The 26,629-nt window shown below is 70.2% G+C and carries 24 protein-coding genes and 2 tRNA genes; 7 read left to right on the forward strand and 19 right to left on the reverse strand.

The features are described 5' to 3' along the window. Nucleotides 1-34 precede the first annotated feature (34 nt). Both leuD and leuC read right to left on the reverse strand, forming a co-directional pair. Nucleotides 35-649 carry a 3-isopropylmalate dehydratase small subunit gene (gene leuD / locus ACZK5D_RS06880; protein WP_463664745.1) on the reverse strand — a complete coding sequence of 205 codons (615 nt, stop codon included), beginning with the start codon at nucleotides 647-649 and terminating at the stop codon, nucleotides 35-37. Between the two features lie 2 nt (nucleotides 650-651). Then, nucleotides 652-2,058: a 3-isopropylmalate dehydratase large subunit gene (leuC, locus tag ACZK5D_RS06885; RefSeq protein ID WP_463664746.1), complete on the reverse strand. Its 1,407-nt coding sequence runs from the start codon at nucleotides 2,056-2,058 to the stop codon at nucleotides 652-654. A gap of 105 nt (nucleotides 2,059-2,163) precedes the next feature. Between leuC and ACZK5D_RS06890 the strand changes: the two genes are divergently transcribed. Beyond that, entirely contained in the window at nucleotides 2,164-2,889 is a 726-nt protein-coding gene (locus ACZK5D_RS06890; protein ID WP_458993677.1) for an IclR family transcriptional regulator, read from the forward strand. Nucleotides 2,890-3,033: 144 nt separating this feature from the next. Here the strand turns inward: ACZK5D_RS06890 and ACZK5D_RS06895 are convergent. Both ACZK5D_RS06895 and ACZK5D_RS06900 read right to left on the reverse strand, forming a co-directional pair. Further along, nucleotides 3,034-3,106, reverse strand: a tRNA-Glu gene (locus ACZK5D_RS06895). Between the two features lie 28 nt (nucleotides 3,107-3,134). Beyond that, nucleotides 3,135-3,206 (reverse strand) — tRNA-Gln (locus ACZK5D_RS06900). 538 nt (nucleotides 3,207-3,744) lie between these two features. Between ACZK5D_RS06900 and ACZK5D_RS06905 the strand changes: the two genes are divergently transcribed. Continuing rightward, nucleotides 3,745-4,596: a putative endonuclease domain-containing protein gene (locus ACZK5D_RS06905; RefSeq protein WP_463664747.1), complete on the forward strand. Its 852-nt coding sequence runs from the start codon at nucleotides 3,745-3,747 to the stop codon at nucleotides 4,594-4,596. A gap of 188 nt (nucleotides 4,597-4,784) precedes the next feature. Here ACZK5D_RS06905 and ACZK5D_RS06910 read toward each other — a convergent pair whose 3' ends face one another. The 3 genes from ACZK5D_RS06910 to cimA are packed head-to-tail and all read right to left on the reverse strand — an operon-like array spanning nucleotide 4,785 to nucleotide 8,134. Continuing rightward, nucleotides 4,785-5,711: a CPBP family intramembrane glutamic endopeptidase gene (locus tag ACZK5D_RS06910; RefSeq protein ID WP_463664748.1), complete on the reverse strand. Its 927-nt coding sequence runs from the start codon at nucleotides 5,709-5,711 to the stop codon at nucleotides 4,785-4,787. Next, nucleotides 5,708-6,511, reverse strand: coding sequence for a fumarylacetoacetate hydrolase family protein (locus tag ACZK5D_RS06915; RefSeq protein ID WP_463664749.1), 804 nt, complete (start codon nucleotides 6,509-6,511; stop codon nucleotides 5,708-5,710). The genes ACZK5D_RS06910 and ACZK5D_RS06915 overlap by 4 nt, the downstream gene beginning before the upstream one ends. 39 nt (nucleotides 6,512-6,550) lie before the next feature. After that, nucleotides 6,551-8,134: a citramalate synthase gene (gene cimA / locus ACZK5D_RS06920; protein ID WP_463664750.1), complete on the reverse strand. Its 1,584-nt coding sequence runs from the start codon at nucleotides 8,132-8,134 to the stop codon at nucleotides 6,551-6,553. A gap of 129 nt (nucleotides 8,135-8,263) precedes the next feature. Here cimA and ACZK5D_RS06925 point away from each other — a divergent pair, with 129 nt between their 5' ends. From ACZK5D_RS06925 to ACZK5D_RS06940, 4 genes are all read left to right on the forward strand, one after another. Next, the gene (locus ACZK5D_RS06925) at nucleotides 8,264-9,319 is read left to right on the forward strand and encodes a 3-isopropylmalate dehydrogenase (RefSeq protein ID WP_463664751.1); all 1,056 of its coding nucleotides are present in this window, start codon (nucleotides 8,264-8,266) and stop codon (nucleotides 9,317-9,319) included. 93 nt (nucleotides 9,320-9,412) lie between these two features. Next, nucleotides 9,413-9,682 (forward strand): sigma factor, encoded by a 270-nt coding sequence (locus ACZK5D_RS06930; RefSeq protein ID WP_463664752.1) that lies wholly within the window; start codon nucleotides 9,413-9,415, stop codon nucleotides 9,680-9,682. Nucleotides 9,683-9,706: 24 nt separating this feature from the next. After that, nucleotides 9,707-9,901: an RNA polymerase sigma factor gene (locus tag ACZK5D_RS06935; protein WP_463664793.1), complete on the forward strand. Its 195-nt coding sequence runs from the start codon at nucleotides 9,707-9,709 to the stop codon at nucleotides 9,899-9,901. Between the two features lie 11 nt (nucleotides 9,902-9,912). Then, nucleotides 9,913-11,103 (forward strand): hypothetical protein, encoded by a 1,191-nt coding sequence (locus tag ACZK5D_RS06940; protein ID WP_463664753.1) that lies wholly within the window; start codon nucleotides 9,913-9,915, stop codon nucleotides 11,101-11,103. 22 nt (nucleotides 11,104-11,125) lie between these two features. On the opposite strand, the gene ACZK5D_RS06945 is transcribed toward ACZK5D_RS06940, so the two are convergent. The 3 genes from ACZK5D_RS06945 to ACZK5D_RS06955 all read right to left on the reverse strand — a co-directional run bounded on the left by ACZK5D_RS06945 (nucleotide 11,126) and on the right by ACZK5D_RS06955 (nucleotide 13,267). Then, entirely contained in the window at nucleotides 11,126-11,392 is a 267-nt protein-coding gene (locus ACZK5D_RS06945; RefSeq protein ID WP_463664754.1) for an HPr family phosphocarrier protein, read from the reverse strand. Between the two features lie 39 nt (nucleotides 11,393-11,431). Continuing rightward, on the reverse strand, nucleotides 11,432-12,418 hold the full coding sequence (locus tag ACZK5D_RS06950) for a 1-phosphofructokinase family hexose kinase (protein ID WP_463664755.1): 987 nt from the start codon (nucleotides 12,416-12,418) through the stop codon (nucleotides 11,432-11,434). A gap of 78 nt (nucleotides 12,419-12,496) precedes the next feature. Next, a complete protein-coding gene (locus ACZK5D_RS06955; protein WP_463664756.1) occupies nucleotides 12,497-13,267 on the reverse strand; it encodes a DeoR/GlpR family DNA-binding transcription regulator in 771 nt (256 codons plus the stop codon). A gap of 128 nt (nucleotides 13,268-13,395) precedes the next feature. Between ACZK5D_RS06955 and ptsP the strand changes: the two genes are divergently transcribed. After that, nucleotides 13,396-15,060, forward strand: coding sequence for a phosphoenolpyruvate--protein phosphotransferase (gene ptsP, locus ACZK5D_RS06960; RefSeq protein WP_463664757.1), 1,665 nt, complete (start codon nucleotides 13,396-13,398; stop codon nucleotides 15,058-15,060). A gap of 221 nt (nucleotides 15,061-15,281) precedes the next feature. Here the strand turns inward: ptsP and ACZK5D_RS06965 are convergent, their stop codons facing one another. The 9 genes from ACZK5D_RS06965 to ACZK5D_RS07005 all read right to left on the reverse strand — a co-directional run bounded on the left by ACZK5D_RS06965 (nucleotide 15,282) and on the right by ACZK5D_RS07005 (nucleotide 26,619). Next, a complete protein-coding gene (locus ACZK5D_RS06965; RefSeq protein WP_463664758.1) occupies nucleotides 15,282-16,328 on the reverse strand; it encodes a zinc-dependent dehydrogenase in 1,047 nt (348 codons plus the stop codon). A gap of 7 nt (nucleotides 16,329-16,335) precedes the next feature. Continuing rightward, nucleotides 16,336-18,324 (reverse strand): PTS mannitol transporter subunit IICBA, encoded by a 1,989-nt coding sequence (locus ACZK5D_RS06970; RefSeq protein ID WP_463664759.1) that lies wholly within the window; start codon nucleotides 18,322-18,324, stop codon nucleotides 16,336-16,338. A 195-nt stretch (nucleotides 18,325-18,519) separates the two neighbouring features. Beyond that, nucleotides 18,520-19,548 (reverse strand): ketol-acid reductoisomerase, encoded by a 1,029-nt coding sequence (gene ilvC / locus ACZK5D_RS06975; protein ID WP_463664760.1) that lies wholly within the window; start codon nucleotides 19,546-19,548, stop codon nucleotides 18,520-18,522. Between the two features lie 20 nt (nucleotides 19,549-19,568). Continuing rightward, nucleotides 19,569-20,075, reverse strand: a complete 507-nt coding sequence (gene ilvN, locus ACZK5D_RS06980) for an acetolactate synthase small subunit (protein WP_463664761.1) — start codon at nucleotides 20,073-20,075, stop codon at nucleotides 19,569-19,571. Next, a complete protein-coding gene (locus tag ACZK5D_RS06985; RefSeq protein ID WP_463664762.1) occupies nucleotides 20,072-21,814 on the reverse strand; it encodes an acetolactate synthase large subunit in 1,743 nt (580 codons plus the stop codon). The genes ilvN and ACZK5D_RS06985 overlap by 4 nt, the downstream gene beginning before the upstream one ends. Nucleotides 21,815-22,073: 259 nt before the next feature. Continuing rightward, nucleotides 22,074-22,565, reverse strand: coding sequence for an aromatic ring-opening dioxygenase LigA (locus tag ACZK5D_RS06990; protein WP_463664763.1), 492 nt, complete (start codon nucleotides 22,563-22,565; stop codon nucleotides 22,074-22,076). A 115-nt stretch (nucleotides 22,566-22,680) separates the two neighbouring features. Beyond that, entirely contained in the window at nucleotides 22,681-23,079 is a 399-nt protein-coding gene (locus ACZK5D_RS06995; RefSeq protein WP_463664764.1) for an HIT family protein, read from the reverse strand. A gap of 20 nt (nucleotides 23,080-23,099) precedes the next feature. Next, nucleotides 23,100-23,861, reverse strand: coding sequence for an imidazole glycerol phosphate synthase subunit HisF (hisF, locus tag ACZK5D_RS07000; protein WP_463664765.1), 762 nt, complete (start codon nucleotides 23,859-23,861; stop codon nucleotides 23,100-23,102). Nucleotides 23,862-23,871: 10 nt separating this feature from the next. Then, the gene (locus ACZK5D_RS07005; protein WP_463664794.1) at nucleotides 23,872-26,619 is read right to left on the reverse strand and encodes a DEAD/DEAH box helicase; all 2,748 of its coding nucleotides are present in this window, start codon (nucleotides 26,617-26,619) and stop codon (nucleotides 23,872-23,874) included. Nucleotides 26,620-26,629 lie beyond the last annotated feature (10 nt).

Raw genomic sequence — 26,629 nt, forward strand, 5'->3', positions numbered from 1 at the left:
AACCTCTGCTGCCGTCGAGGGGAACCAGTGGGCGTCAGGCGACGGTGTCGGCGGTCCTCACCGGCAGCGTCTTCGGCTTGAACGACGGCCGCGTCGCCTCGTAGGCGGAGATCGAGTCCGCCTGCATCAGCGTGAGCGAGATGTCGTCGAGGCCGTTCAGCAGGCGGTGCTTGGTGTACTCGTCGATCTCGAAGCTGACCACGATGTCGCCGCGCGTGATGCTCTGCGTCGGCAGGTCCACCGTGGTGGGCACGTTCGGGTCCGCGTCGATGGCGTCCCAGAGCCGGCCACGGTCTTCCTCGGAAACGACGGCCACGAGCAGGCCGGCCTTGCCGGAGTTGGAGCGGAAGATGTCGCCGAAGCGGGTGCCGACGATCACCTTGAAGCCGTAGTTCTGCAGCGCCCACACCGCGTGCTCGCGGGAGGAGCCGGTGCCGAAGTCCGGGCCGGGGATGAGGATGGTGCCGGTCTTGAACGGCTCCTGGTTGAGCACGAACTCGGGGTCGTTGCGCCAGGCGGCGAACAGGCCGTCCTCGAAGCCGGTGCGGGTGATCCGCTTGAGGTAGACCGCGGGGATGATCTGGTCGGTGTCGACGTTGGAGCGGCGCAGCGGCACGGCGACGCCGGTGTGGTTGACGAAGGGTTCCATGATCAGCGTCCAATCAGGTCGGCGGGGGCGGCCAGGTGGCCGACGATGGCGGTGGCGGCGGCAACCGGCGGCGACACCAGGTGGGTGCGGCCACCCTTGCCCTGACGTCCCTCGAAGTTGCGGTTCGACGTGGACGCGGCGCGCTCGCCCGGGGCCAGCTGGTCCGGGTTCATGCCCAGGCACATCGAGCAGCCGGCGGCGCGCCACTCGGCGCCGAAGTCCAGGAAGATCTTGTCCAGGCCCTCGGCCTCGGCCTGCAGGCGGACGCGGGCCGAGCCGGGCACCACCAGCATGCGCACGCCGTCGGCGATGTGCTGGCCCTCGAGGATGGAGGCGGCCAGCCTCAGGTCCTCGATGCGGCCGTTGGTGCACGAGCCCAGGAAGACGGTGTCGACGGTGATGTCGCGCATCGGCGTGCCGGGGGTCAGCGCCATGTACTCCAGTGCGCGCCTGGCCGTGGCCTGCTCCACCTCGGAGTCGAAGTCCTCCGGGCTGGGCACAACGCTGCCCAGGGGCACGCCGTGGCCGGGGTTGGTGCCCCACGTCACGAAGGGGGTGAGCTGGGTGGCGTCGATGTCCACCTCCACGTCGAACGTGGCGTCGTCGTCGGTGCGCAGCGTCTTCCAGTACTCGACGGCGGCGTCCCAGTCCTCGCCCTCGGGCGCGTGGGGACGGCCCTTGAGGTAGGCGAAGGTGGTCTCGTCGGGGGCCATCATGCCCGCCTTCGCGCCCCACTCGATGGACATGTTGCAGATGGTCATGCGGCCCTCCATCGAGAGCGCCTCGACGGTGGAGCCGCGGTACTCGACGATGTAGCCCTGCCCGCCGCCGGTGCCCACCTTGGCGATGAGCGCCAGGACGACGTCCTTGGCGGTCACGCCGTCGGGCAGTTCGCCGTTGATGTTGACTGCCATGGTCTGGGGCTTCTTCTGCGGCAGCGTCTGGGTGGCCAGCACGTGCTCCACCTCGGAGGTGCCGATGCCGAACGCCAGCGCGCCGAACGCGCCGTGGGTGGAGGTGTGGGAGTCGCCACAGACGATGGTCATGCCCGGCTGGGTGACGCCCAGCTGGGGGCCGATGATGTGGACGACGCCCTGGTCGCGGTCACCGAGCGAGTGGATGCGGATGCCGAACTCGGCTGCGTTCTTGCGCAACGTGTCCACCTGGGTGCGCGAGACGGGGTCCGCGATCGGCAGGTTGATGTTCAGCGTGGGCGTGTTGTGGTCCTCGGTGGCCAGCGTCAGGTCCGGGCGGCGCACGGGGCGGCCGGCCAGGCGGAGCCCGTCGAAGGCCTGCGGGCTGGTCACCTCGTGGACCAGGTGCAGGTCGATGTAGAGCAGGTCGGGCTCCCCCTCAACCGCGCGGACGACGTGCGCGTCCCATACCTTCTCGCTCAGGGTCTTGCCCATGGCTCCTCTTCTCAGCAATCAACAGGAAATCTGCCGTCAAGTATGCGGCCCGAGCCCGGCGTGTGTCGTTTGCATGTCCACATAGTGGATTGATAATCTCACCATATGGACGACACAAGTGGCGTTGGCGTACTCGACAAGGCGGCCTCCGTGCTCGCAGCACTGGAGCGCAATCCGTTGACCCTGGCAGGGCTGGTGACAGCCACCGGTTTGGCGCGCCCCACCGCGCACCGGCTGGCGGTGGCGCTGGAGCATCACCGGCTGGTCGGGCGGGATCTGCAGGGGCGCTTCGTCCTCGGTCCGCGGCTCATCGAGCTGGCCGAATCCGCCGGCGAGGATCCCCTCCTGGCCACGGCGGGGCCCATCCTGACCAGGCTGCGCGACATCACCGGCGAGTCCGTGCAGATGTTCCGACGGCAGGGGGACGCCCGCATCTGCGTGGCCTCGGTCGAGCGCCCCTCCGGCCTGCGCGACACCGTCCCCGTCGGCGCCCAGCTGTCGATGACGGCGGGGTCCGCCGCCCAGGTTCTGCTGGCATGGGAGGAGCCCGAGAAGCTCGAGAAGCTGCTGGAGGGCGCGTCCTTCACGCTGACCACGCTGCAGAGCGTCCGACGGCGGGGCTGGGCCCAGTCCGTGGCGGAGCGGGAGGCGGGCGTGGCGTCGGTGTCGGCGCCGGTGCTGGCGCCGTCGGGCAAGCTCATCGCGGCCGTGTCCGTCTCCGGGCCCATCGAGCGGCTGACCCGCTCCCCCGGCCGGCTTCACGCCCCCGCGGTGCTGGCCGCCGCGGAGCGGCTGAGTGAGGTGCTGCGCCGCAGCGGCGCCCCGGAGTAGCCGTGGTCGGTCCGGGGCCCGCCCAACGCGGGTCTCCGGGCCGAGGCGCCTGGACCTGCCTGGTCTCGGGTGGCTGCGCCGGCCCAGTAATGACCCGGAAATGATGAAGTCCCCCAGCCGTTTCCGACTGGGGGACTTCATTTGTAGCCCCGACGGGATTCGAACCCGCGCTACCGCCTTGAGAGGGCGGCGTGCTAGGCCGCTACACAACGGGGCCCTAGCGAGAAGGAGTTTAACACCTTCCGCAGGGGTACTAGGACTCGAACCTAGACTGACGGAACCAGAATCCGGCGGGCTGCCAATTACCCCATACCCCTGTGCGCCCGGTCACCCGGGCACGAGTAGGAACAGTACACGATCGCTTCGGCGCCCCGCAAACCGGCTCCCACACCGCCCCCTCCATGCCCTGGCATCGCCTCCTGTCCCCTTGACCCACGCCCAGGCAGCCCGTGACCGCCGTCGCCCGTCCACACCACCGTCGCCCGTCCACACCACCGTCGCCCGTCCACACCACCGTCGCCCGTCCACACCACCGTCGCCCGTCCACACCACCGTCGTCGGCCCCGCCGTCGCCGGCCGCGCGCCCACGCTGTTGGCAGCGGCGCCCCGGCCTGGAGGGGTTTGAGCCGATGGATGGGTTCGCGGACGAGGCCAGGCGTGGGCTGAGCGCAAGCCATCTCGCGAACCCATCCATCGGCTCAAACCCCGTCCCCCCGTCCGCCCGTCTCGCCCCGTCTCCCCGCCTCCCCCGTCCCCCGTCCCAGCGCGCCGACAATCTGTAGCCCGGTCGCAGAGTTATCCACAGTTGTGGAATCCCCCTTGGCCGCGACCCGATCGGTGCCGAGACTAGGCGGCATGGATCCCGAGATCATCCGGGGAATCGCCGACGGCGTCGTCACCGCGCGGCTGCTCCCGCACAAGGCCCGCGCCCTGAATGCCCGCGCGTTCCGGGGCCAACTCGACCGCATGCTGCCCGGCGTGTACGGGAGTCCCGGCACCGCCGCGACAACCACAGGGCGGCTTCGCGCCATCAAGGCCTACGGGGACGACCTCGCGCTGGTGCGCCGCAGCGCGGCAGCGCACACCTTCTGGCCAGAGATCGAGCAGAAGGAGACGCTGGAACTCGCGTGCCGACGCGCGATCAACCCAGGCTACGGACTCGAGGTCGAGGAGAGGCTCATCCCCATCGAGCTCCTGACTCGCCGCGACGGCGTGCTCTGCACCGTCCCGGAACTCACCGTGCTCGATCTCATCACTGAGCTCGGCGCTGAGCCCATCCAGCAGGCGCTTCGACGCAATGCCTGCACCCTCAAGCAGATGAGGCGCGCGCTGGCACTGACGCCACGCCGCCGGGGAAACAAGCTCCGTCGCGATCTCCTCGATCAGTCCTCCGACTCGCCGTGGTCAGCGCTCGAGTTGTCTGCTCACGCGGCCCTTCGCGACGCCGGCATCACCGGCTGGCGGTCGAACCTCCCCGTCTTCGCGAACGGTCGCAAGTTCTACGTCGACGCCGGGTTCCGCGAGCAGAAGATCGCGCTCGAGTTCGACGGCTACGCCTATCACAGCTCAGCGGAATCGTTCCACGCAGACAGGGCACGCGATCTCACCCTCATGAAGGCCGGGTGGCTCGTCGCTCACTTCACGGAGAAGAGCCTGCCCAGTCTCGTCGAGACGACCCTCGGGCTGTTGGCGCTCCGGCCCCTCTGACGGTCGCCAGGTCCTCCGCGGTCCTGCCCAGCGACCTGCGTTGAGCCAATGGATGGGTTCGCGACGGGGCCCACGCTCACGCTGAGCGTGAACCGATCCGCGAACCCATCCATTGGCTCAACCCCCACACCAGCCAACCCCACCAGCCAACCCTCACCCGGACCCGGCCGGGGCGAGCAGGCCCGACGTCACGGGGTGAGCGTGGCGACCCTCAGCCGTCGGCCCAACCACCACGCCGCGACACCGAACGCCGCGAACGCCCCCACATTCCACGCCGCCTCGGCCCACGAGATCGTCGTCACGCCCCGGAGCGCGGCGACCGACGACGTGAAGATCGCGTACGCGTACGCCGCGACATTGTTGACCACGTGAGCCGCGATCCCCGCCTCCAGCCCGCCGGTGACGACGACGAGCGCCCCGGCCACCAGGCCGAACGCCAGGCGGTGCGCGAAGAGGGCCGGGTTCTGCACCCCGTGCAGCAGCGCGAACACCAACGCGGAGCCGACGACCCCCGCCCACGCCCGCCCGGTGGCGGACCCGATCGCCTGCAGCAGGTAGCCGCGGAAGAACACCTCCTCCGCGGCGGCCTGCAGCGGCGAGGTGATCGCGACCACCAGCAGGAACCACGCCCAGCCGTCCTGCCCGCCGTGGAACACGGGCATCTCGCCGAACCAGAAGGAGGCCCAGGTCACGGCGTTGAGGATCACCGCCGCCACCACCAGCGACAGCGCCAGATAGCGCCATCTCAGGCCCGGTTGGACCGACGCCAGCCACCGCGGCCGCACCCCGTGCACGTAGCGGACCAGCAGCACGCACAGCGGGATCAGCGCGGCCAGCGCGAGGTGCCCGGCGGCGGGGCCCTCCGGCAGCTCGTAGGCCGACGCGGCCGCCGAGTACGCGTCGAAGTCGCCTCCCCCGCGCGCCAGGAACCCCACCCGTAGCACCAGGGCGGACACCAGCGGCACCACCAGCGCGAACCCGATGAACGCCAGCAGCGCGCCGAACATCGCCGTGAACCCCGAGAAGCCCGGGCGCCGCAGCGCCAACGGGTAGGTCAGCCCCGACGGCGGATCCTGCGGCTCGCCGAGCAGCGCCAGCTGCGGGGGCTGGCTCACGCGTCCGCGACGGGGTTGCTCAGCACGCCCAGGCCGTCGATCTCCACGCTAACCCGGTCCCCCGGCTCCATCGCGCCGACCCCCGCAGGGGTGCCGGTGAGGATGAGGTCGCCCGGCAGCAGCGTCGTGAACGACGAGATGTAGGTCACCAGCTCGACGATGCCGCGCACCATCTGCGACGTGGAGCCGTGCTGGCGCACCTCGTCGCCCAGCCGCGTCTCCAGGGACAGGTGTTCGGCCTCCTCGATGCTCAGGTGCGTGTTGATCCAGGGGCCGAGCGGCAGGAAGGTGTCGGAGCCCTTGGCTCGGGCCCACTGCCCGTCGGTGGCCTGCCAGTCCCGGGCGGTCACGTCGTTGGCGATGGTGTAGCCGAAGATCACCTCGGGCACCCGCTCGGCCGGCACCTGCTTGCAGATGCGTCCGATGACGATGGCCAGCTCCCCCTCGTAGTGCAGCTCGGAGCAGCCCTCGGGGCGGAGGATGGTCTCCTCCGGCCCGATGACCGAGGTGTTGGGCTTGAAGAACAGCAGCGGCGACGCGGGCACCTCGCCGCCCATCTCCTTGGCATGATCGGCGTAGTTCTTGCCCACCGCGACGATCTTGCTGCGCGGGATCACAGGCGCGAGCAGGCGGACGTCCTCCAGCTCGTGCCGCTCGCCGGTGTAGTTCACCGCCACCCCGGCCAGCGGGTCCCCCGTGAGCGTCGCGATGGAATCCGGGTGGTCCCCCCCGTCAACCGCGAGTTCGATGATCCCGTAGGCGGGGTCCTGGCCGTCCTTGACGAAACGAGCGATGCGCATGCGCCCAGCCTAGTGGGAGGCTGCCCCCGCTACCCGGGGCTACTCGGCCGACAGGTGCGTGAGGATGCCGTAGGCCAGCGAGTCCATCAGCGCCTCCCACGAGGCCTCGATGACGTTGGTGCCCACGCCCACCGTCGTCCAGGTGAACCCGTTGTAGGAGGTGTCGATGAGCGTGCGCACCGAGGCGTCGGTGCCGTGCCCCTCGTCGAGGATCCGCACCCGGTAGTCGGTCAGCTCGAACTCGGCGACGGCGGGGAACGGCACGGCGAGCGCCTGCCGGAGCGCGCCGTCGAGGGCGTTGACGGGCCCGTTGCCCTCGCCCACCACCATGTGCCGATCGCCCTTGGCGGTCAGCTTGACGGTGGCCTCGGAGATGTTGACGCCGTCGCGCTCCTCGGTGAACACCCGCCAGGACTGCACCTGGAACGGCAGCTCGAGGACGCCCAGCTCGTCGCGCAGCAGCATCTCGAACGACGCGTCCGCAGACTCGTAGGAGTAGCCCTCGGCCTCCTTCGCCTTGACCCGCTCGGTGATCGACGCCGCAAGCGCGCGGTCTTCGAGGTCGAATCCCAGCTGCTCACCCTTGATCTGGATGTTGGCCCGGCCCGCCATGTCGGAGACGAGCATGCGCATGTCGTTGCCGACCAGCGCCGGATCGGTGTGCTGGTAGAGGTTCTCGTCCACCCTGATGGCGGAGGCGTGCAGGCCGGCCTTGTGGGCGAAGCTGGAGTGCCCCACGTAGGGCTGCCGGCCGAGCAGCGGCTGGTGCGCCACCAGCGCGATGGCGTGCGCCACCCGGGTGAGGTCCGCGAGCTGCTCGGGGGGCAGCACGTCCCAGCCGTACTTGAGCTGCAGGTTCGGGATGAGCGCGGACAGGTCCGCGTTGCCCGTGCGCTCGCCGTACCCGTTGAAGGTGCCCTGGACGTGCATCACGCCGGCCTCGACGGCGGCGAGCGTGTTGGCCACCGCGCAGGCCGTGTCGTTGTGGCAGTGGATGCCGAGCTTGGCGCCCGTCGCCGCGGCGGCCTCCACCACCTCGGCCATCCAGCTCGGCAGCATCCCACCGTTGGTGTCGCACAGCACCACCACCTCGGCGCCCGCGTCGTGGGCCGTCTGGACCACCTTGATGGCGTACTCGGGGTTGGCGCGGTAGCCGTCGAAGAAGTGCTCGCAGTCCACGAACACGCGCCGCCCCTGCGCCCGGAGGAACTGCACGGTGTCGGTGATCATCTCGAGGTTCTCCTCGAGGGTGGTCCGCAGCGCCCGGTAGACGTGCTCGTCGTGCGACTTCGCCACGATGCAGATGTACTCGGTGTCCGCGTCGACGAGGGCGCGGGTCAGCGCGTCCTCCTCGGCCCTCCCACCGGCCTTGCGCGTGGCGCCGAAGGCCACCAGCTTGGACCGCTGCAGGTTGAGCTCCTTGGCCTTCACGAAGAACTCGGTGTCGGCGGGGCTGGCGCCGGGCCAGCCGCCCTCGATGAAGGTGACGCCCAGCTCGTCGAGGTACCCGGCGATCTTCAGCTTGTCCGCCACCGAGAGGTGGATGCCCTCCTGCTGCGCGCCGTCGCGCAGCGAGGTGTCGAAGACGTGGAATTCGGCCGGGCGGGTCGGCAGCATCGGCATTGATCTCTCCCAAGGGTCGTGAATCAGAGCGAAGGATACCCCGCCGGGCGCCCCGCGAGGTGTCTCAGCCAGTGGACGGGCACCCCTCACCCCTACCCCCGCCAAAGTGCCAAGCCGTAGGGTCTGCCCATGACTCAGACCAGCACCATCGCCGTCATCGGCGGCGACGGCATCGGCCCCGAGGTGACGGCGGAGGCGCTCAAGGCGCTGACCGCGGTCGCGGGCGCCGACGCGTTCAGCTTCGTCCACTACGACCTCGGCGCCGAGCGCTGGCAGCGCACCGGAGAGGTGCTCCCGGACTCGGTGCTCGAGGAGCTCAAGGGCGTCGACGCCATCGTGCTGGGCGCCGTCGGCGCCGCCCCGGGATCGAAGGCGATCCCCAGCGGCCTGCTCGAGCGCGGCCTGCTGCTCAAGCTGCGCTTCGCGTTCGATCACGCCGTCAACCTGCGCCCCTCCAAGCTGTACCCCGGCGTCCCCACGCCCCTTGCCCCCAGCGTGGTCGAGGGCAAGACGGTGGACTTCGTCGTGGTCCGCGAGGGCACCGAGGGCCTCTACTGCGGCAACGGCGGCGCCGTGCGCGTCGGCACCCCGCAGGAGCTCGCCACCGAGGTCTCCGTCAACACCGCCTACGGCGTGGAGCGCGTCGTCCGCGACGCCTTCCGCCGGGCGCAGGCGCGTCGCGGCCAGCTGACTCTGCTGCACAAGCACAACGTGCTCGTCAACGCCGGCAGCCTGTGGAACCGCATCTTCACCGAGGTGGGCGCGGAGTTCCCCGAGGTCGAGCGCAGGTACCTGCACATCGACGCGGCCATGATCGCCATGGTGGTTGACCCCAGCCAGTTCGACGTGATCGTCACCGACAACCTGTTCGGCGACATCGTCACGGATCTCGCGGCGGCCGTCACCGGCGGCATCGGCCTGGCGGCCTCGGCCAACATCAACCCCACCGGGGAGTACCCGTCGATGTTCGAGCCGGTCCACGGCTCGGCGCCTGACATCGCGGGTCAGGGCATCGCGGACCCGACGGCCGCCATCTCCTCGATGGCGCTGCTGCTGGACCACCTCGGCAGGCCCGAGCTGGCGCAGCGGATCGACGACGCGGTCAGCGCCGACATCGCCGACCGTGGCGCGGCGAAGTTCCGCACCACCGAGATCGGCGACCGGATCGCGGCCCGCCTGGCCTGACGCAACGCGCGCTCGCTCCCCGACGGGGCCGTTACCTGGTGACGGCCCCGTCGCGTATGTCCAGGTGAGACGATCGACACGGGGAGGGGGCACATGACGGAACCGGACACGTTCACGTCCTGGGCCCGCGAAGCCGTGCCGGCGCTGTACTCACGTGCTCGCCTCCTCACGGGCGACGCCCAGTTGGCTGAGGATCTCGTCCAGGACACCCTGACCAGGATGTATCTGGCGTGGGGCCGGGTTGACGCCGCCAGGAACCCCCATGGGTATGCCATGCGGAGCTTGTACCACCAGTTCGTCTCCCTCAGGCGGCGGCGCAGCTCGACGGAGTGGGTCACCGACGACCTCCCGGAGTTGCTGTAGCCGCAGATCGACAACGCCACCCGCATCGACCTCACGCGCGCGCTCGCGTCGCTGAAGCCGATCGAGCGGGCGCTGGTGGTGGCCCGGTACATCGACGACCTCCCGGTAGCCGCCTGCGCCGAGCTCCTCGGCCGCACCGAGGGGTGGGTCAAAGTCACCTCCGCCAGGACGTTGCAGAAGCTGCGGCTGGCACCCGAGCTCGCATCCACTCCCCTGTGAAAGGTCCGCACATGTCCGCGTCCCTGCCTCCCCATCGAGTCGACGAGATGATCGCCACCGCCGTTCGGCGCGGCAGACGCACCCGCGCCGTGCGCCGCGGACTTGCCGGACTCGCCGCAGTGGGGGTCGTGGCCGGTCTGGCCATCGGGACCCTCACGCTGGTCGAGCGGCGAGGTATCACTGCTGCCCCCGTGCAGGCCACCCCGTCGGCATCTTCGTCCCCGTCCTCCACGCCCAGCTCGGCCTCCGGGGCACCCAGCCCATCGGCGGGACCCACGGAGCTCCAACCCGATCCGACGGCGACCGCGGACTTCTTCACGGCATACTCGGAGTCCGAGCAGCAGTTGATCCTGCAACACGTGTCCGCAGCGATCGGAACCGATGATCCGTCGCCTTTCGTCGCGACCGTATCCCGGACCACCTGGGCAGATGGCCTCGCAGTCCTGTCCCCCGATGTCGAGGTCACCGGTGCGGACGACTCGCCGGCATTCATCGTCAGGCTGAGCGGGCCACTCGGCAATCCCACCACGAGGGGGCCCTTCGGATCGACGCCCGGTGAGATCATGGTGGGCATGTACAGCCTGCTCGGGCTCGACGGCCCCCCGTACATGCGCGGGGCGCTGCTCGAAGTCGAGGGCGGACCAGAGGCCAGCATGGTCCCGATCGACACCCGCTACGAGCGCGACGCCGCCGTCATCCCCCTGGACGAGGTCACGCTCCCCGTCATCCCCACCGAGATCGCGCTGTCTCCGGAGGACGAGGCCCGGTCCTCGGAGGTCCTCGGCGTCTTCGCCAGCCTCCTTCCGGAGAGCCTCCAGGTCGCCTCGGTCGGCGCACGCAGTGCGAACAGCGCCGCGTTCACGCTGACCGACCTCGACGGGACCGTCCACGGCAGCATCAACATCTGGCACCTGACCCCATCGGCGGAGGCATGCGCGTCGCCATCGTGCCTCGAGTTCCCGTCGTTCGACGGAACCGTGTATGTCGATGCCGAGTTCCACGGCGGTGTCCGGATGAGCCGCACCTACACCTATCGACGCACCGATGACGCGGCGATCCACCTCACCTTCAGCAACGTCGGCAACGATGGTGCGGCCACGCGCGACTCGCTGCCTCTGACGGACGAGCAGGCGATCAGCCTCCTGACGGATCAGGCATGGCTGGCCATCCTCGACCGCGCGAAGTCAGAGCCGCCGCAGTGACCGCGGCAAGCGCGGCAGGAGGCTAGGCGTCGAGGTCCCGCTCGATAAGGGCGGCGATCGCCTCGACCGCGGCGGCATCCTCGGACTCGACGATCACCTCGGCGCCGGCGCCCGCGCCGAGCGTCATGATCATGAGGCTGGACGCGGCGTCCACACCCTCGTCCTCGGGCATGTCGGCGAGGCGGATCGTGATGTCCTCGTCGTAGGCGCCGGCCGCCTCGGCGACGATCGCGGCGGGGCGGGCGTGGAGGCCGACGGATGATCCGACGACGACGGTTCTGGAAGCCATGGGTGTCTCTCTTCTGTGGGTGGTGGTGTGCCCGGCCGGTCAGCCGAGCGCGACGACGTCGATCTTCTCGGCCGTCAGGTCCGACGGGGTCGGCAGGGTGGTGCCCGGCAGCGCCGCCGCCGCCGAGCCGTAGGCGATGGACGAGGCGAGACAGCTGGCCGGATCCTGACCGCGGACGTGCGCGAGGATGTAGCCCGCAACGGCCGAGTCGCCGGCGCCGACCGTGCTGCGCACGTCCGTGGGCGGCGCAGCCGCGAACCAGGCGCCCTCCCCGGTCACCAGGACCGCCCCGGCACCGCCCAGGGTCACCAGGACGGCCCTGATGCCCCGGGCGTGGAGCTGGCGGGCGGCCTCGACGACGCCGCTCACGTCCCCGGCATCGGCGGCCGCCTCGAGTGCCGCGGCGTCACCGCCGGTCAGCTGCGCCAGCTCCTCGGCGTTGGGCTTGATGAGGTCGATGGGCGCCTTGAGCGATGCGAGCAGCGCGTCCAGGGCGGGCCCGGAGGTGTCGACGGCGATCCTGCAGCCCAGCCCCGAGAGCCGGTCGGCGAGGAGCGCGTACCAGTCGTCGGGTGCCCCGGGCGGGAGCGAGCCGGCGAGCGCCACCCAGGCCGCCCCCTGGGCGACGTCGACCAGGGTGTCCCCCGCCACGGCGAGCTGCGCCGAGGTCAGCGAGGGCCCCGGCTCGTTGAGCTTGGTGGTGGTGCCGTCGGGCTCGGTGACCGTGGTGTTCATCCGCACGCGGCGGCCGTCGTCGAGCATCTGGCCCAGCACCGTGAGCGGCGCCTCCGCCCGCTCGGCCAGGTTCCGGAATCCCCGGTCCAGGGCCGCGGCCACGACGGTGACGGGCAGGCCGGACGCGCTGACCACCCGCGCCACGTTGACGCCCTTGCCGGCCGCCTGCTCGGTCACGCCGGACGCGCGGAGCACCTGACCGCGTTCGAGGCACCGGTCGAGCGTGAGCGTCCGGTCGATACTGGGGTTGGCCGTGAATGTGACCACTCTGCGTGCGACGTCGTCGACCATGTCCGCTCCCTCGAGGCTGTTGCTACGTTTATACCCCTATTTCGGAAGCAAAGCAAGAGAAAGCGACATAAACCAACATCAGCCGACGACGTCGACCCGCAGCTCGACGGCCTCCAACGCCTCGATCGAGGCCCGCGCCAGGCGGTCGTCGGTGACCAGCGCATCCACGTCGCCGACCTCGGCGAATCGCACCAGGTAGTCGGCGCCGAACTTGGTGGCGTCGGCCAGCACGTAGACCTCGCGCGCGGCGCCGATCATGGCGCGCTTGACGGCCGCCTCGGCCGGGTCCGGGGTCGAGAATCCGTGCTCGGCCGAGAAGCCGTTGGTGCCCATGAAGGCCACGTCCACCCTGAGCCGGGCCAGCGTGGCCAGCGCCTCCGCGCCCACCGTCGCCTGGGTGAGGCCGCGGACCTGCCCGCCCAGCAGGAGCACCTCCACGTCGCCCCTGTCGGCCAGCGAGGCCGCCGTGGGAACGGAGTTGGTGACGACGGTCGAGACCCGGCCCGGCAGGAAGGCGCTCAGCCGCGAGGTGGTGGTGCCGGCGTCGATGAGAACCGTCAGGTCGTCGCGCGCCGGGAGCAGGGACGCCGCGTGCGAGGCGATGGCGAGCTTCTCGTCCTGCGACGTGGCCTCGCGCTGGCCCACGGGGGCCTCCGCCAACCACAGCTTGTCCGACGGCACCGCGCCGCCGTGCACCCGACTGAGCAGCCCGCGGGCCGCGAGCGCGTCGAGATCACGCCTGATGGTCTCGGGCGTCACGCCGAAGCTGGACGCCAGCTCGGCCACCGCCACGCGCCCCAGGCCCCGGGCCAGCGTCACGATCTCGTGTTGCCGCTCCTCCGCGTACATGCACCCTCCACCCTGCAACCCTGAGCCGGCCCCAGAAGCAATCGGACACGGTCAGATCTGTGTTTATGTTGACTTCAACCCATCCACGGGCGACGATAGTCATACTCAACCCTCATTGTGGAGGAAACATGGAATCTGTTTCTGTTCGTGGCACCGGTGTGGTCGCCGGCATCGCCTTCGCCCCGGCCGCGTGGACGCGCCCGGCCATCGCTCCCCCACCACCGCGCCCCCCGCTCGACGAGCCGGACCGGGAGGCGGAGGCGCAACGGTTCATGGACGCCGCCACCACAGTCGCGGACCGGTTCACGCACCGCGCCAGCTCCTCCACGGGCGTCGCCTCAGAGGTGCTCGGCGCCACCGCAGCCCTCGCCCGCGACCGCGGATGGCTGCGCGCTGCGAAGAAGCTGATCGCCGCCGGGGCCTCGGCCGAGTCCGCGACGGACCAGGCCATCGAGGGCTTCGTCGCCCAGCTGGTGCAGCTGGGCGGCCTGATGGCCGAGCGCGCGACGGACCTGCGAGACATCCGCAACCGCGTGGTGGCCGAGCTCCTCGGCCTGCCGGAGCCCGGCATCCCGACGCCGTCGGCGCCCGTCGTGCTCTGCGCCGACGATCTCGCCCCGGCCGACACCGCCGGCCTCGATCCCACCCTGATCACCGCGCTCGTGACGCGGTTCGGCGGCCCGACGAGCCACACGGCCATCATCGCCCGCCAGCTGGGGATCCCCTGCGTCGTCGCGGTCACGGACCTGGACACGGTGCCCGAGGGGGCGCCGCTGCTGGTCGACGGCACCTCCGGCATCATCACGGTCAACCCCGAGGCGGCGCTGGCCACCTCGCTCATGGTGCGCGACCGCGAGCACCGCGCGCAGGTCCGCTCCTGGCAGGGACCGGCCCGCACCGCCGACGGCGGGCCCGTGCAGCTGCTGGCCAACGTGCAGGACGGCTCGGCCGCCCGCACCGCGTCGGCCTCGCAGGCCGAGGGCGTGGGGCTGTTCAGGACGGAGCTGTGCTTCCTGACCGCTCAGACCGAGCCGAGCGTCGAGGAGCAGGCCCGGATCTACGGCGAGGTCTTCGCGGCGTTCGAGGGCCGCAAGGTGGTGGTCCGCACGCTCGACGCCGGCTCGGACAAGCCCGTGCCGTTCGCGAACCACGCCAACGAGGAGAACCCGTCCCTCGGCGTGCGCGGCATCCGCCTCAGCTGGACCAACCCTGGTCTGGTGGAGCGCCAGCTGGACGCCATCGCGATGGCCGCCGATCAGCGGGGCGTGGGCGAGGCGTGGGTGATGGCGCCCATGGTGGCCACCGTCGACGAGGCCTTCGAGTTCGCGGCGCTCTGCAGGGCGCGCAGCCTCAAGCCCGGGATCATGGTCGAGGTGCCCTCCGTGGCCCTCCTCGCCGAGCAGTTCCTCGCCGAGGTGGACTTCTTCTCGATCGGCACCAACGACCTCACGCAGTACGCGCTGGCCGCGGACCGCATGTCGAGCGCGCTCGCGCAGCTGACCGACCCGTGGCAGCCGGCCGTCCTGAGGCTGATCCAGCTGGCCGCGGAGGCGGGCGTGGCCGCGGGGAAGCCGGTGGGCGTGTGTGGGGAGGCCGCGGCCGATCCGCTGCTCGCCTGCGTGCTCGTGGGCCTCGGGGTCTCCTCCCTGTCGATGGCCGTCACCGCCATCCCGTCGGTGGGCGTCCGGCTCGGCGGCGTGACCGCCGACCAGTGCCGGGTGGCGGCGCTCCAGGTGGTGCGCTCCCGCAACGCCCGCGACGCCAAGGAGCTCGCGCTGCAGCTCCTCGGCTGATCGACCACAGACAGGGCCGGGCACCTCGCGGTGCCCGGCCCTGTTTCATGTGTGAGGGTGCGGGGTGGGTGCCGACGCGGAGAGGCGGGGCCTCGGAGAGGGCACGCCGACGCAGAGAGAGGCGACGCGGACGCCGAGAGGGGCGGTGCGGACGCCGAGAGGGGCGTGCGGACGCAGAAAGGGCCGGGCACCTTGCGGTGCCCGGCCCTTCGATCTGCGGATTACGGCTCGACGGTGACCTTGATCGCCTCCCCGCGCGCCACGATGTCGAACGCGCTGAGCGCGTCGGCAAGCGGGACCCGGCGGGTGATGAGGTCCTTGACCGGGATCTGGCCCGACGCGATGTAGCCGAGCGCGTCCCTGTGGTGCTTGGGCGCCGACCCGTTGGCACCGTGGATGTGCAGCTGGCGGTAGTGCACCAGGTTGCTGTCGCAGGTGATGGTGGGGTTGGTCTTCGGCAGGCCGCCGAAGAACGAGATCCGCCCGTTGCGCGCGGCCATGGCGATGGCCTGCTCCTGGGACACGTTGGCCGGGGTGGCGGTGATGATCACATCCGCGCCGCGACTCTCCGTCATGCGCATGACCTCGGCCACCACATCGGTGGACGACGCATCGATGGTCGCGTCGGGATGGACCGCATCCGCGGACATGGCCAGCCTCTCGGCGTTGATGTCCACCAGGACGATGGTGCCGGCCTTGTGCACGCCCCGGGCGATCCGGATGTGCATGCAGCCGATCGGGCCCGCCCCGAAGACGACGACGAAGTCGCCCTCCTCGATGCCGAGCTGCTCCTGGGCGTTGATCGCGCAGGCGAACGGCTCCACCGCGGAGGCCTCGTCGAAGCCCACCTCATCGGGGATACGGTTCAGGCCGTCGACCTTGAGCACCTCCTTCGGCACGATCATGTACTCGGCGAACCCACCGTCGTACTGGTAGCCGACGGAGGTCTGATTCTGGCAGACCTCCATCCAGCCCTTCCGGCACTCGTGGCAGTCGCCGCAGGGCACGGCCGCGATGACCTGCACGCGGTCCCCCACCTCGAAGCCACCGAGGGACTCCGCGCCCACCTCGACCACCTCGCCGGCGATCTCATGGCCCATGGTCGTGACCCGGGTGATGTTGACGTGACCGTTGGCGCGGATCTTGACGTCCGTCCCGCAGGTGGAGCAGTTGCGGACCCGGATCTTGACCTCCTCCGGCCCGCACTGCGGCTCGGGGACGTCCTCGAGCCGCACGTCGCCTGGGGCGTGGAATCTCAGTGCCTTCATGGATGGGTCACTCCTCGGTGGGGGTCAGGAGGTCGAGGACCTCGTCGACGGAGGTGGCCGAGCGGAGTCGCGCGGCGCGGGTCTTGTCCGCGAGCGTGGTGGCCAGGGCCGCCAGGAGCGAGACGTGCTCGTCGCTGTTGGAGGCGATGGGGATCACGACGTTGACGGTGTGGCCGTCCCAGTCGACGCCGTCGGGGTACTGGAGGAAGCCCAGCGCGGCGGAGTTGATGTGGGCACGGGCCTCATTGGTGCCGTGGGGGATGGCCACGCCCTGGCCGAGGAAGGTGGTGGTCTGCAGCTCGCGGGCCAGCATCCCCTCGATGTAGGCGGGCTCGGCGGCGCCGCAGCCCACCAGGACCTGCCCGGCCTGCCTGATGGCGTCGTCCTTGCCGGTGGCGGTGAGCCCCAGGCGCACGTTCTGGCGCGGGAGGATGCCGGGGGCGAGCCGCTTCTTCGGCCGGGCCATCGTGGCCGTGGTCGTCGCGGCCGCCGGGGCGGCGCTGGGGGCGACCGGCGTCGAGGCGCCCGCGCCCACACCGGTGGCCGTCAGGGTGCGTCCCTCACGGATCGCCAGCTCGACGCGGTCGAACGCCGCGTCCCCGAGGTAGGAGGAGAAGGGGATGACGAGCGTGCCGGGCACGCGCTTGGCGGCGCGGTCGGCGAGGCCCTCGTGCGTCAGCACCAGCTGGGCGTCCGAGGGGATCTGGTCCACGGGTGTGTGGATGACCTCGACGCCGAAGGGGGCGAGCCGCTTGCGCATCTGGCCGGCCACCATGACCGAGGAGCCCATGCCGGCGTCGCAGGCGATGACGAGCTTGCGCACGCTGGAGCCGGCGACGGAGGCGCCGTCACCCTGGGCGTCGGCTGCGGCGAGCACTGCCTCGGCCTCGGCCGCCACCTGGGCGCTGTCATCGGAGCCGCGGCCGAACTTGAGCAGCGCGGAGGCCACCAGGAAGGATACGACGGCGGCGGTGAGCACGGTGAGGATCATGGGGAGGTGCCCACCGGGAGGCGTCACGGCGAAGTAGGCCAGGATCGATCCGGGCGACGGGGGCGCGACGAGCCCGGCCCCGGTGGCGGTGGCGACGAACAGCCCGGACATGGAGCCGGCGATCATGGCCAGCAGCATCACGGGGCGCATCAGGATGTAGGGGAAGTAGATCTCGTGGATGCCGCCGAGGAAGTGGATGACGATGGCGCCGGAGGTGGAGGCGCGCAGCGACCGGGGGCCGAACAGCATGAAGGCGGTCAGCAGGCCCAGGCCTGCGCCGGGGTTGGACTCCACCATGTACAGGATGGACTGGCCGGCGGTCTGCACGTCGATGGCGGCCAGCGGCGTGAAGATGCCGTGGTTGATCGCGTTGTTGAGGAACAGGACCTTGCCGGGCTCGACGAAGATCGACGCGAGCGGCAGCAGGTTCGCCGCCACCAGCCAGTTCACACCGGCGGACAGCACGGCCACGATCGCGGACACGACCGGCCCGACGCCGAGGGTGCCGACGATGGCCAGCACCATGCCGATGATGCCGAGCGAGAAGTTGTCGACCACCATCTCGAAGCCCGGCCGGACCTTGCCCTCGATGGCGCGGTCGAAGTGCTTGAGGACCCAGCCCGCGAAGGGGCCCATGATCATGGCGCCGAGGAACATCGGCGTGCCGCTCAGGGTGGCGAACTCGGTGATGCCGCCCATGATCACGCCGGCGGTGGCGATGGCGCCGATGACCGCGCCGCGGTGGCCGTGCACCATCTTGCCGCCGGTGTGGCCGATCAGGATGGGCAGCAGGAAGTACAGCATGGGCCCGACGAGGCCCGCCAGGGTGGCGTTGGGCAGCCAGCCCGTCTCGATGAACATCGCGGTGATGAGGCCCCAGGCGATGAACGCGCCGATGTTCGGCATGATCATGCCGGCCAGATAGCCGCCGAACTTCTGGATCTTCGCCCGCAGGCCCGGACCCTCCAAGTTCTTGTTGACGCGTGCGTCAGGAAGAGCAGTCATGTTCTTCTCCCATACTCGACCGGTCGGCGCCCCGATGCGCAGCCGGGTGGGTTGTGCCCACGGAGCAATCCTGAAGGCAAACCAACTCAAAGTCAAGTAAATCTCGCCACAAAGCTGTTGGATCATGTTGTTTTGGGTGGTGCGGCGACACAAAGGGCCCGTGAGATCCTCACGGGCCCTTCTGTGGTGTCTGTGTCAGCGAGCGGCTGAGCCCTCGACGTAGTCGGCGTCGTCGGTCTTGACCCAGCTCATGAGCCCGCGCAGCTGGCGCCCGGTCTCCTCGATGGGGTGTGCCTCACCCTTGGCGCGCAGTTCCTTGAACTCGGGCGCGCCCGCGTCCTGATCGTCGATGAACCGCTTGGCGAAGGCCCCGGTCTGGATGTCGGTGAGGACCGCCTTCATGTTCTCCTTCACCCGCGCGTCGATGACGCGGGGGCCGGAGACGTAGTCGCCGTACTCGGCCGTGTCGGAGACGCTCCAGCGCTGCTTGGCGATGCCGCCCTCGTACATGAGGTCGACGATCAGCTTCAGCTCGTGGAGGCACTCGAAGTAGGCCACCTCGGGCTGGTAGCCCGCCTCGACGAGGGTCTCGAAGCCGGCCTGCACCAGGGCGGAGGCGCCGCCGCACAGCACGGCCTGCTCGCCGAACAGGTCGGTCTCGGTCTCCTCGGTGAAGGTGGTCTTGATGCCGCCGGCGCGGAGGGCGCCGATCGCCTTGGCGTAGCTCAGCGCGAGCGGCCAGGCGTTGCCGGTCTCATCCTTTTCGACGGCGATGATCGCCGGCACGCCGCGACCGTTGGCGTACTCGCGGCGCACCAGGTGGCCGGGGCCCTTGGGCGCCACCATGCACACGTCCACGCCGGGGGGCGGGGTGATGTAGCCGAAGCGGATGTTGAAGCCGTGCGCGAAGAACAGCGCGTCGCCCTTGGTGAGGTGCGGCTCGATCTCCTCCTTGTAGAGGGCGCGCTGGACCTGGTCCGGCGCGAGGATCATGATGAGATCCGCCTCTTCGACGGCCTCGGCCACCGGCAGCACCCGCAGACCCTCGGCCTCGGCCTTGGCGGCCGACGGCGAGCCCGGACGCAGGCCGACGCGGACGTCGACACCGGAGTCGCGCAGGGACAGCGCATGGGCGTGGCCCTGCGAGCCGTAGCCGATGACGGCGACATGGCGACCCTGGATGATCGACAGGTCGGCGTCTTTGTCGTAGAACATTTCTGCCATGGGTTCTCCTTGTTGGGTTTCTACTTAGCTTTGTGCTCGGACATGCTCCGGGAGCCGCGCGTGAGCGCCACCTGCCCGGACTGCACGAGTTCGATGATGCCGTGTGGTGCGAGCATCTCGAGCAGGGCCGCGAGCTTCTCGTCGCTGCCCGTGGCCTCCACGGTGATGGACTCGGCGGACACGTCCACCGCCTTCCCGCGGAACAGGCTCACCACGTCGATCACCTGGCTGCGGGTCTGGACGTCCGCATGCACCTTGACCAGCATCATCTCGCGGCGCACCGCGGAGGCGCCCAGCTCCAGCACCTTACGCACCTCGATGAGCTTGTTGAGCTGCTTGACGATCTGCTCCAGGGTGGCGTCGTCCTCCACCTGGGCCACCACGGTCATCCGCGAGATGTCCTCGCGCTCGGTGGGGCCCACGGCCAGTGACTGGATGTTGAACCCGCGACGCGAGAAGAGCGCGGCGATCCGCGTCAGCACGCCCGGGCGGTTGGACACCAGGATGCTCAGGGTGTGGTTGTTCACAGCACTTCCTCTTCCCATTCGGGGGCCATGTCGCGGGCCACGCGGATCTCGTCGTTGCTGACGCCGGCAGGCACCATGGGCCACACCATCGCGTCCTTGTGCACCACGAACTCGACGACGACGGGGCGGTCGTTGATCTCCAGCGCCTGCTGGATGGCCGCCTCCATCTCCACCTCGTTGGTGGCGCGGAGCCCCACGCAGCCCATGGCCTCCGCCAGCTTGGGGAAGTTGGGGAGCGACTCGGTCATCAGGTCCGTGTTCGAGTACCGGCCCTCGTAGAACAGCGACTGCCACTGGCGCACCATGCCCAGCGCGTTGTTGTTGATGATGGCGATCTTGATCGGGATGTTGTTGAGCGCGCAGGTGACCAGCTCCTGGCTGGTCATCTGGAAGCAGCCGTCGCCGTCGATGCCCCACACCGTGGCGTCGGGGTTGGCCACCTTGGCCCCCATCGCGGCGGGCACGCAGAACCCCATGGTGCCCGCGCCGCCCGAGTTGATCCAGGTGTTGGGCTTCTCGTGCGGGAGGAAGTGGGCGCACCACATCTGGTGCTGCCCCACGCCGGCGGCGTAGATGGTGTCCGGCGGGCTCAGCTCGCCGATGCGCTTGATGACCTCCTGGGGGGAGAGCCGGCCGTCGGGCGCCTCCTCCCATCGGGGCTGGTACCGGTCCTTCATGAGGCCCAGCTGCCTGCGCCACGCGTCGGCCTCGGGTGCCGGGTAGGCCTCGACGGCCTCGTTGAGCGCCATCAGGGTCTCCCTGACGTCGCCGACGATGGGGATGTCGACCGCCTTGTTCTTGCCGATCTCGGCGGGGTCCACGTCCGCGTGGATCACCTTGGCGTGCGGGGCGAAGCTGTCGAGCTTGCCCGTCACCCGATCGTCGAACCGGGTGCCGAGCGCGATCAGCAGGTCCGACTTCTGGAGCGCGCCGACCGCGGCGACGGTCCCGTGCATGCCGGGCATGCCCATGTGCAGCTCGTGGCTGTCGGGGAACTGCCCGCGGGCCATCAGCGTGGTCACGACGGGGATGCGCGTCTTCGCGACGAACTCGGCAAGCTCCGGCGCCGCCTTCGCCAGCGCAACCCCTCCGCCGACGTAGAGCACCGGCCGCTTGGACTCGGAGATCATCTTCGCGGCGGCCCGCACCTGGCGAGAGTGGGGCTTCACGGTCGGCTTGTACCCGGGGAGATCGAGCTCCTCCGGCCACACGAAGGGCGCGCTGTGGACCATGGCGTCCTTGGCGATGTCGACGAGGACCGGCCCCGGCCGGCCGGTGGCGGCGATGTGGAACGCCTCGCGGATGGCCAGCGGGATGCCCCGGACGTCCTTGATGAGGAAGCTGTGCTTCGTGATGGGCATGGTTATGCCCCGGATGTCCGCCTCCTGGAACGCGTCAGTGCCGATGGCATGGCTGTTGACCTGGCCTGTGATGGCGACCAGCGGCGTGGAGTCCATGTAGGCGTTGGCGATGGGGGTGACCAGGTTGGTGGCGCCCGGACCGGAGGTGGCGATGCACACGCCCACGCGCCCGGAGCTCATCGCGTAGCCCTCCGCCGCATGCCCGGCGCCCTGCTCGTGGCGCACCAGGATGTGGCGGATCTTGGAGTCGAACAGTGGATCGTAGGCGGGGAGAATGGCGCCGCCCGGGATACCGAAGGCTACATCCACACCCATCCGTTCCAGCGACTCGACGAGCGCCTGCGCCCCCGTCATGACCTGACCGTCTGTCTGTGTCATGTGCCTCTCCCTTCTTCTGTCGCTCGCACGGTGTCATTCCAAGAAAAAACCCCCGTTGCCCGTTTGGGGCACACGAGGGAGCGCTTCGGTTCGATGCTGATCGCGAAGCGCTTAGGGAATGACTACGAGCCGGCTCATGGGCATGGGTACACCTTTGCCCGTCGTCGGCGGCCTGTCAAGCACACGAACGCCCGGTCCCGAAATGTAAGACGGCGGGAGGGCTCCTGCCCTCCCGCCGTCCTGCGTCCGGTGCCCAGCGTCACTCGGTGACGGTGCCCGCCGTCGCGACGGGGTACTTCACGGTGGTCAGCGCCCAGCCGATGACCGCGAACAGGAGACCCAGGCCCATGACCAGAGCCGCGATGCCGTAGGACACGACGGAGGTGAACAGCGAGGCGCGGAGGAACGAGGCGTTCATCGCGGTGGTGCGCTGCGCGGTGTACTCCTCGGCGGCCGCGTCGTCACCGGCCTCCTTGGCCTCACGGGCCAGGGCGCCGAGCTCGGCGTAGGTCTTGCCGCCGGCGCCGTCGAGGGCGTGGTGGTTGATGATGTCCGCCTGCGCGTAGGCGCTGAGCGGGCCGGAGACGGGCTTGCCCGCGAACGAGCCGCCCATGAACGTCGAGTCGCCCGGAACGGTGATGTTCTCGGCGGCGAGCTGCGCGCTGACGGTGCCCCAGGTGAGGGCGCCGGCGACGATCATGACGATTCCGGCGACGATGGAGAGGATCCCGGCGATCTTGGTGGCCTTCATGGAGGTCCCTTTCTTGTTCCTTCGGGACGCGTCCACGCCCCTTGATATGACCAATGTAGAACACCCTAAAGACACCCTTACCGGGGGGTGGTATTAAGCGGTGGGAGGGGATGCGTTAGGTTGCCCCACCGAGCCGCGCCCATACCTCGTCGAGGTTCGAGTGGACGGGGCCGCGGATGCCCGCGATCCCCGGATTGGCCGCGTAGCGCGGGAGCACGTGGACGTGCGTATGCAGGACCTCCTGCCCGGAGACCGGGCCGGCGTTGGAGAGGAGATTGCAGGCGTCGGCCCCGAGGCGCTCCTTAAGCAGGCGCCCCACGCGGGCCACCGCTGGGCCGATCTCCGCGAGGACCTGGTCGTCGTCGAGCGCATCGGCCGTGTGCCGCCTGGGCACCACCAGCGTGTGGCCCTCCTGCCAGGGCTTGATGTCGAGGAAGGCGATGGCCGCCTGATCCTCATAAATCAGCTTGGCCGGGATGTCACCGGCGACGATGGCGCAGAACAGGCAGTCCATGGTTCCTCCTCGTTGGTGTCCTAGCGGACTTCGAATCCGGCGGCCCGCAGCCCGGCCTTGACCTCGTCGATGGTGAGCCGCTCGTAGTGGAAGACGCTGGCGGCGAGCACCGCGTCTGCCCCGGCCTGCGCCGCCGCCACGAAGTGCTCCACGGTTCCGGCACCGCCGGAGGCGACGAGGGGCACGTCCACCACCTCGCGCACGGCGCGGATCATCTCGATGTCGAATCCGTCGGTGGTGCCGTCGGCGTCCATGGAGTTCAGCAGGATCTCCCCCACACCGCGCCGGCAGGCCTCGCGTGCCCAGGCGATGGCGTCCACGCCCGCGGAGCGACGCCCCCCGTGGGTGGTGACGCCGAAACCGGAGGGCATCGAGTCCTCACGGCGGGCGTCGACGGACAGGACCAGCACCTGGTTGCCGAAGGTCCGCGAAATCTCGTCGATGACGCCGGGGCGGGCGAGGGCGCCGGTGTTGATCCCCACCTTGTCGGCGCCGCTGCGCAGCAGAAGGTCAACGTCGGCGACCTCGCGCACGCCTCCGCCGACGGTCAGCGGGATGAAGACCGTCTCCGCGCAGCGGGCCACCATGTCGCGGGTGGTCTCCCGGCCGTCGGAGGAGGCGGAGATGTCGAGGAAGGTGAGCTCGTCGGCCCCCTCCGCCGAGTACCGGGCGGCCAGTTCGACGGGGTCCCCCGCGTCGCGCAGGTGGCGGAAGTTGACGCCCTTGACGACACGACCGTCGTGGACGTCGAGGCAGGGGATCACGCGGAGGGCTACGGCCATGGAGGACAACCTAATCCTCGGTCAGATCGGCCGCCACCACGCCGCGACGCATGGCGTCCGCTGCGGCATGGCAGGTGCGCCTGAGATCGCCGGGGCCGGTGGCCACCGCCAGCTGTCCGGCCAGGTCGACGACCTGACGTACCCAGCGCACGAAGTCGCCCGCGGACATGCTGGTGTGCCTCAGCACCTTCGCGAGGTCCTGTCCGCTCGCCCAGCGCCAGGCCGCCTCCGCGAAGCCGATGTCGGGCTCACGGCCGCGGTCGCGGTGGTGCTTGCGCTCGAGCAGCCCGACGTCGCGCCACACCGCGCGCAGCTCGGACTGCGCCCTTTCCGAAGCCGCGTCCGGCATGCGCGGCGGGACCGCGTCGCGCGTGGGCCTGGCCTCGTAGAGGATCGTCGACAGCACCGCCGCGAGCTGCGGAGGGGTCAGCCCGGCGAAGACGTCGCGGCGCACGCACTCCGCGGCCACCAGGTCGAGCTCGTTGTAGATGCGGCGCAGCATCCGGCCGGCGTCGGTGAGCTCGTCGCCGTCGAGGTAGCCGAGCTCCTCCAGGACGGCCGTGACCCTGTCGAACTGGCGGGCCAACGAGTTTGCCCGGCCGGTCACCTCGGCCTCCGCGCGCGCGGCCTCCCGTTCCAGCCTCAGCAACCGGGCCGCCTCGACGGCGTGGTCCTCACGCTCGGGGCAGTCGTGGCACGGGTGCGCTCTCATCTCGGTGCGCAGCTGCCGGATCTCGCGCTCCACCGCGTCGTCGCTCGGGAGGGACGTGTCGGGAATCGAGGGGTCGACCTGCTCCACCTTGGCCGACATCGCCGACAGCAGCGAGCGGCGGTCCTTGCGGTCGCGGACGGAGAAGTCACGCGGCACCCGCACCCTCCCGACTGGGCTCAGCGGCCCGGTCAGGTCGTGGGGTTGGAGCTTGAGGACAGTGTGATCGCCCGAGATGATCTGCGCCCACGGGTCGGCGTGCCGGTCGGCCTTCTGCCCAACCCTGAGCACCACGCACCAGCCCTGGCGCGGCACATGCACCACGTCACCGGGGAGCAGGGTGGTCAGGCTCGCCGCGACGGCAGCAGCATGGTCGGCCTTCCTCGCCTTCGACGACGAGGACTCCAGCGACGAGATCTGCTCACGCAGCCGCGCATAGCTCATGAAGTCGCCCAGGTGACACTCGACGGCGGCGCGCGCCTCCTCGATGTCGGACTGCAGCTGCCTCCCCACCCTGGCCGCGGTCACCACGGACTTGTCCGTCTGGAACTGCGCGAAGGACTGGTTGAGCAGGTCACGGGCACGCTCGCGGCCGAGGGTGGCCATGAGGTTGACGGCCATGTTGTAGGTGGGGGCGAAGCTGGACTTCAGCGGGTACGTCCGCCTCGACGCGAGCCCGGCCACGGCGCGCGGGTCCATGCCGGACTGCCACATCACCACCGCATGGCCCTCGACGTCGATCCCGCGACGCCCGGCCCGGCCTGTGAGCTGCGTGTACTCGCCGGGCGTGATGTCGACGTGGCTCTCGCCGTTGTACTTGATCAGCTTCTCCAGCACCACGGTCCGCGCGGGCATGTTGATGCCCAGGGCCAGGGTCTCGGTGGCGAAGACGATCTTCAGCGCCCCGGTGACGAAGGCCTCCTCGACGATCGCCTTGAACGCGGGCAGCTGGCCCGCGTGGTGGGCCGCGACACCGGCGCACAGCGCCTCGCGGAACCCCTCGAAGTCCAGCGCCTCGAGGTCCTGCGCGCTGAGGCCGGCCACGTGCCGGTCGGCGATGCTGCCGAGGAGGGCCGCCTCGCCCCGGTCGGTGAGGGTGATCCCCGCGTCGAAGACCTGGCGCACCGCCGCGTCGCAGCCCACCCGGGAGAAGATGAAGTAGATCGCGGGCAGCAGCGATGCACGCTCAAGCGCGACGGCCACCTCGCCCCGGCTGGTGGGACGCCCGGCGAACCTGCCGTGGGTGGCGCCCCCGTACTGTCCCGAGCCCTGGCCGTGGGAGGTCTTGCCGCGCCCGCTGCGCCCGCGGGGGCGGCGGGAGTCGTCGCGCACCCGGGAGGACTCGGCCCTGCTCACCTGGAGGAGCTCGCGGTTGACCCTGGCCATCCGCTCGGCGGGCAGCTCGGTGGCGGTGGGGGCCACGCCGTCGAACAGGTCGATGAGTCTGCGTCCCACGAGCACGTGCTGGAACAGCGGCACCGGGCGTCGCTCGGAGACCACCACGGAGAACTCGCCGCGGACGGTGCGCAGCCACTCGCCGAAGTCCTCGACGTTGCTGACTGTGGCCGAGAGCGCCACGATCTGCACCGAGTCGGACAGGCCGAGGATGACCTCCTCCCACACCGGACCCCTGAATCGGTCCGCCAGGTAGTGCACCTCGTCCATCACCACGAACCCGAGGTTGCCCAGCGTCGGCGATCCCGCGTAGATCATGTTGCGCAGCACCTCGGTGGTCATCACCACGATCTGCGCCTCGGAGTTGACGGACGTGTCGCCGGTGAGCAGGCCCACGCGCTCGGGGCCGTAGCGCTCCACGAGGTCGTGGTACTTCTGGTTGGACAGCGCCTTGATCGGCGTGGTGTAGAAGCACTTACGGGACTGGGTGGTGGCGAGATGGACGGCGAACTCCCCCACCACCGTCTTGCCGGCGCCCGTGGGCGCGGCGACCAGGACCCCGCGCCCGAGGGCGAGCTCGCGGCATCCGTCCAGCTGGTACGCGTCCAGGCCGAACGGGTAGAGGGCGGAAAACTCGCGCACCTCGTCTGGCAGGGCGTCTGTG

It is taken from the genome of Tessaracoccus yangjingae (assembly GCF_055326235.1).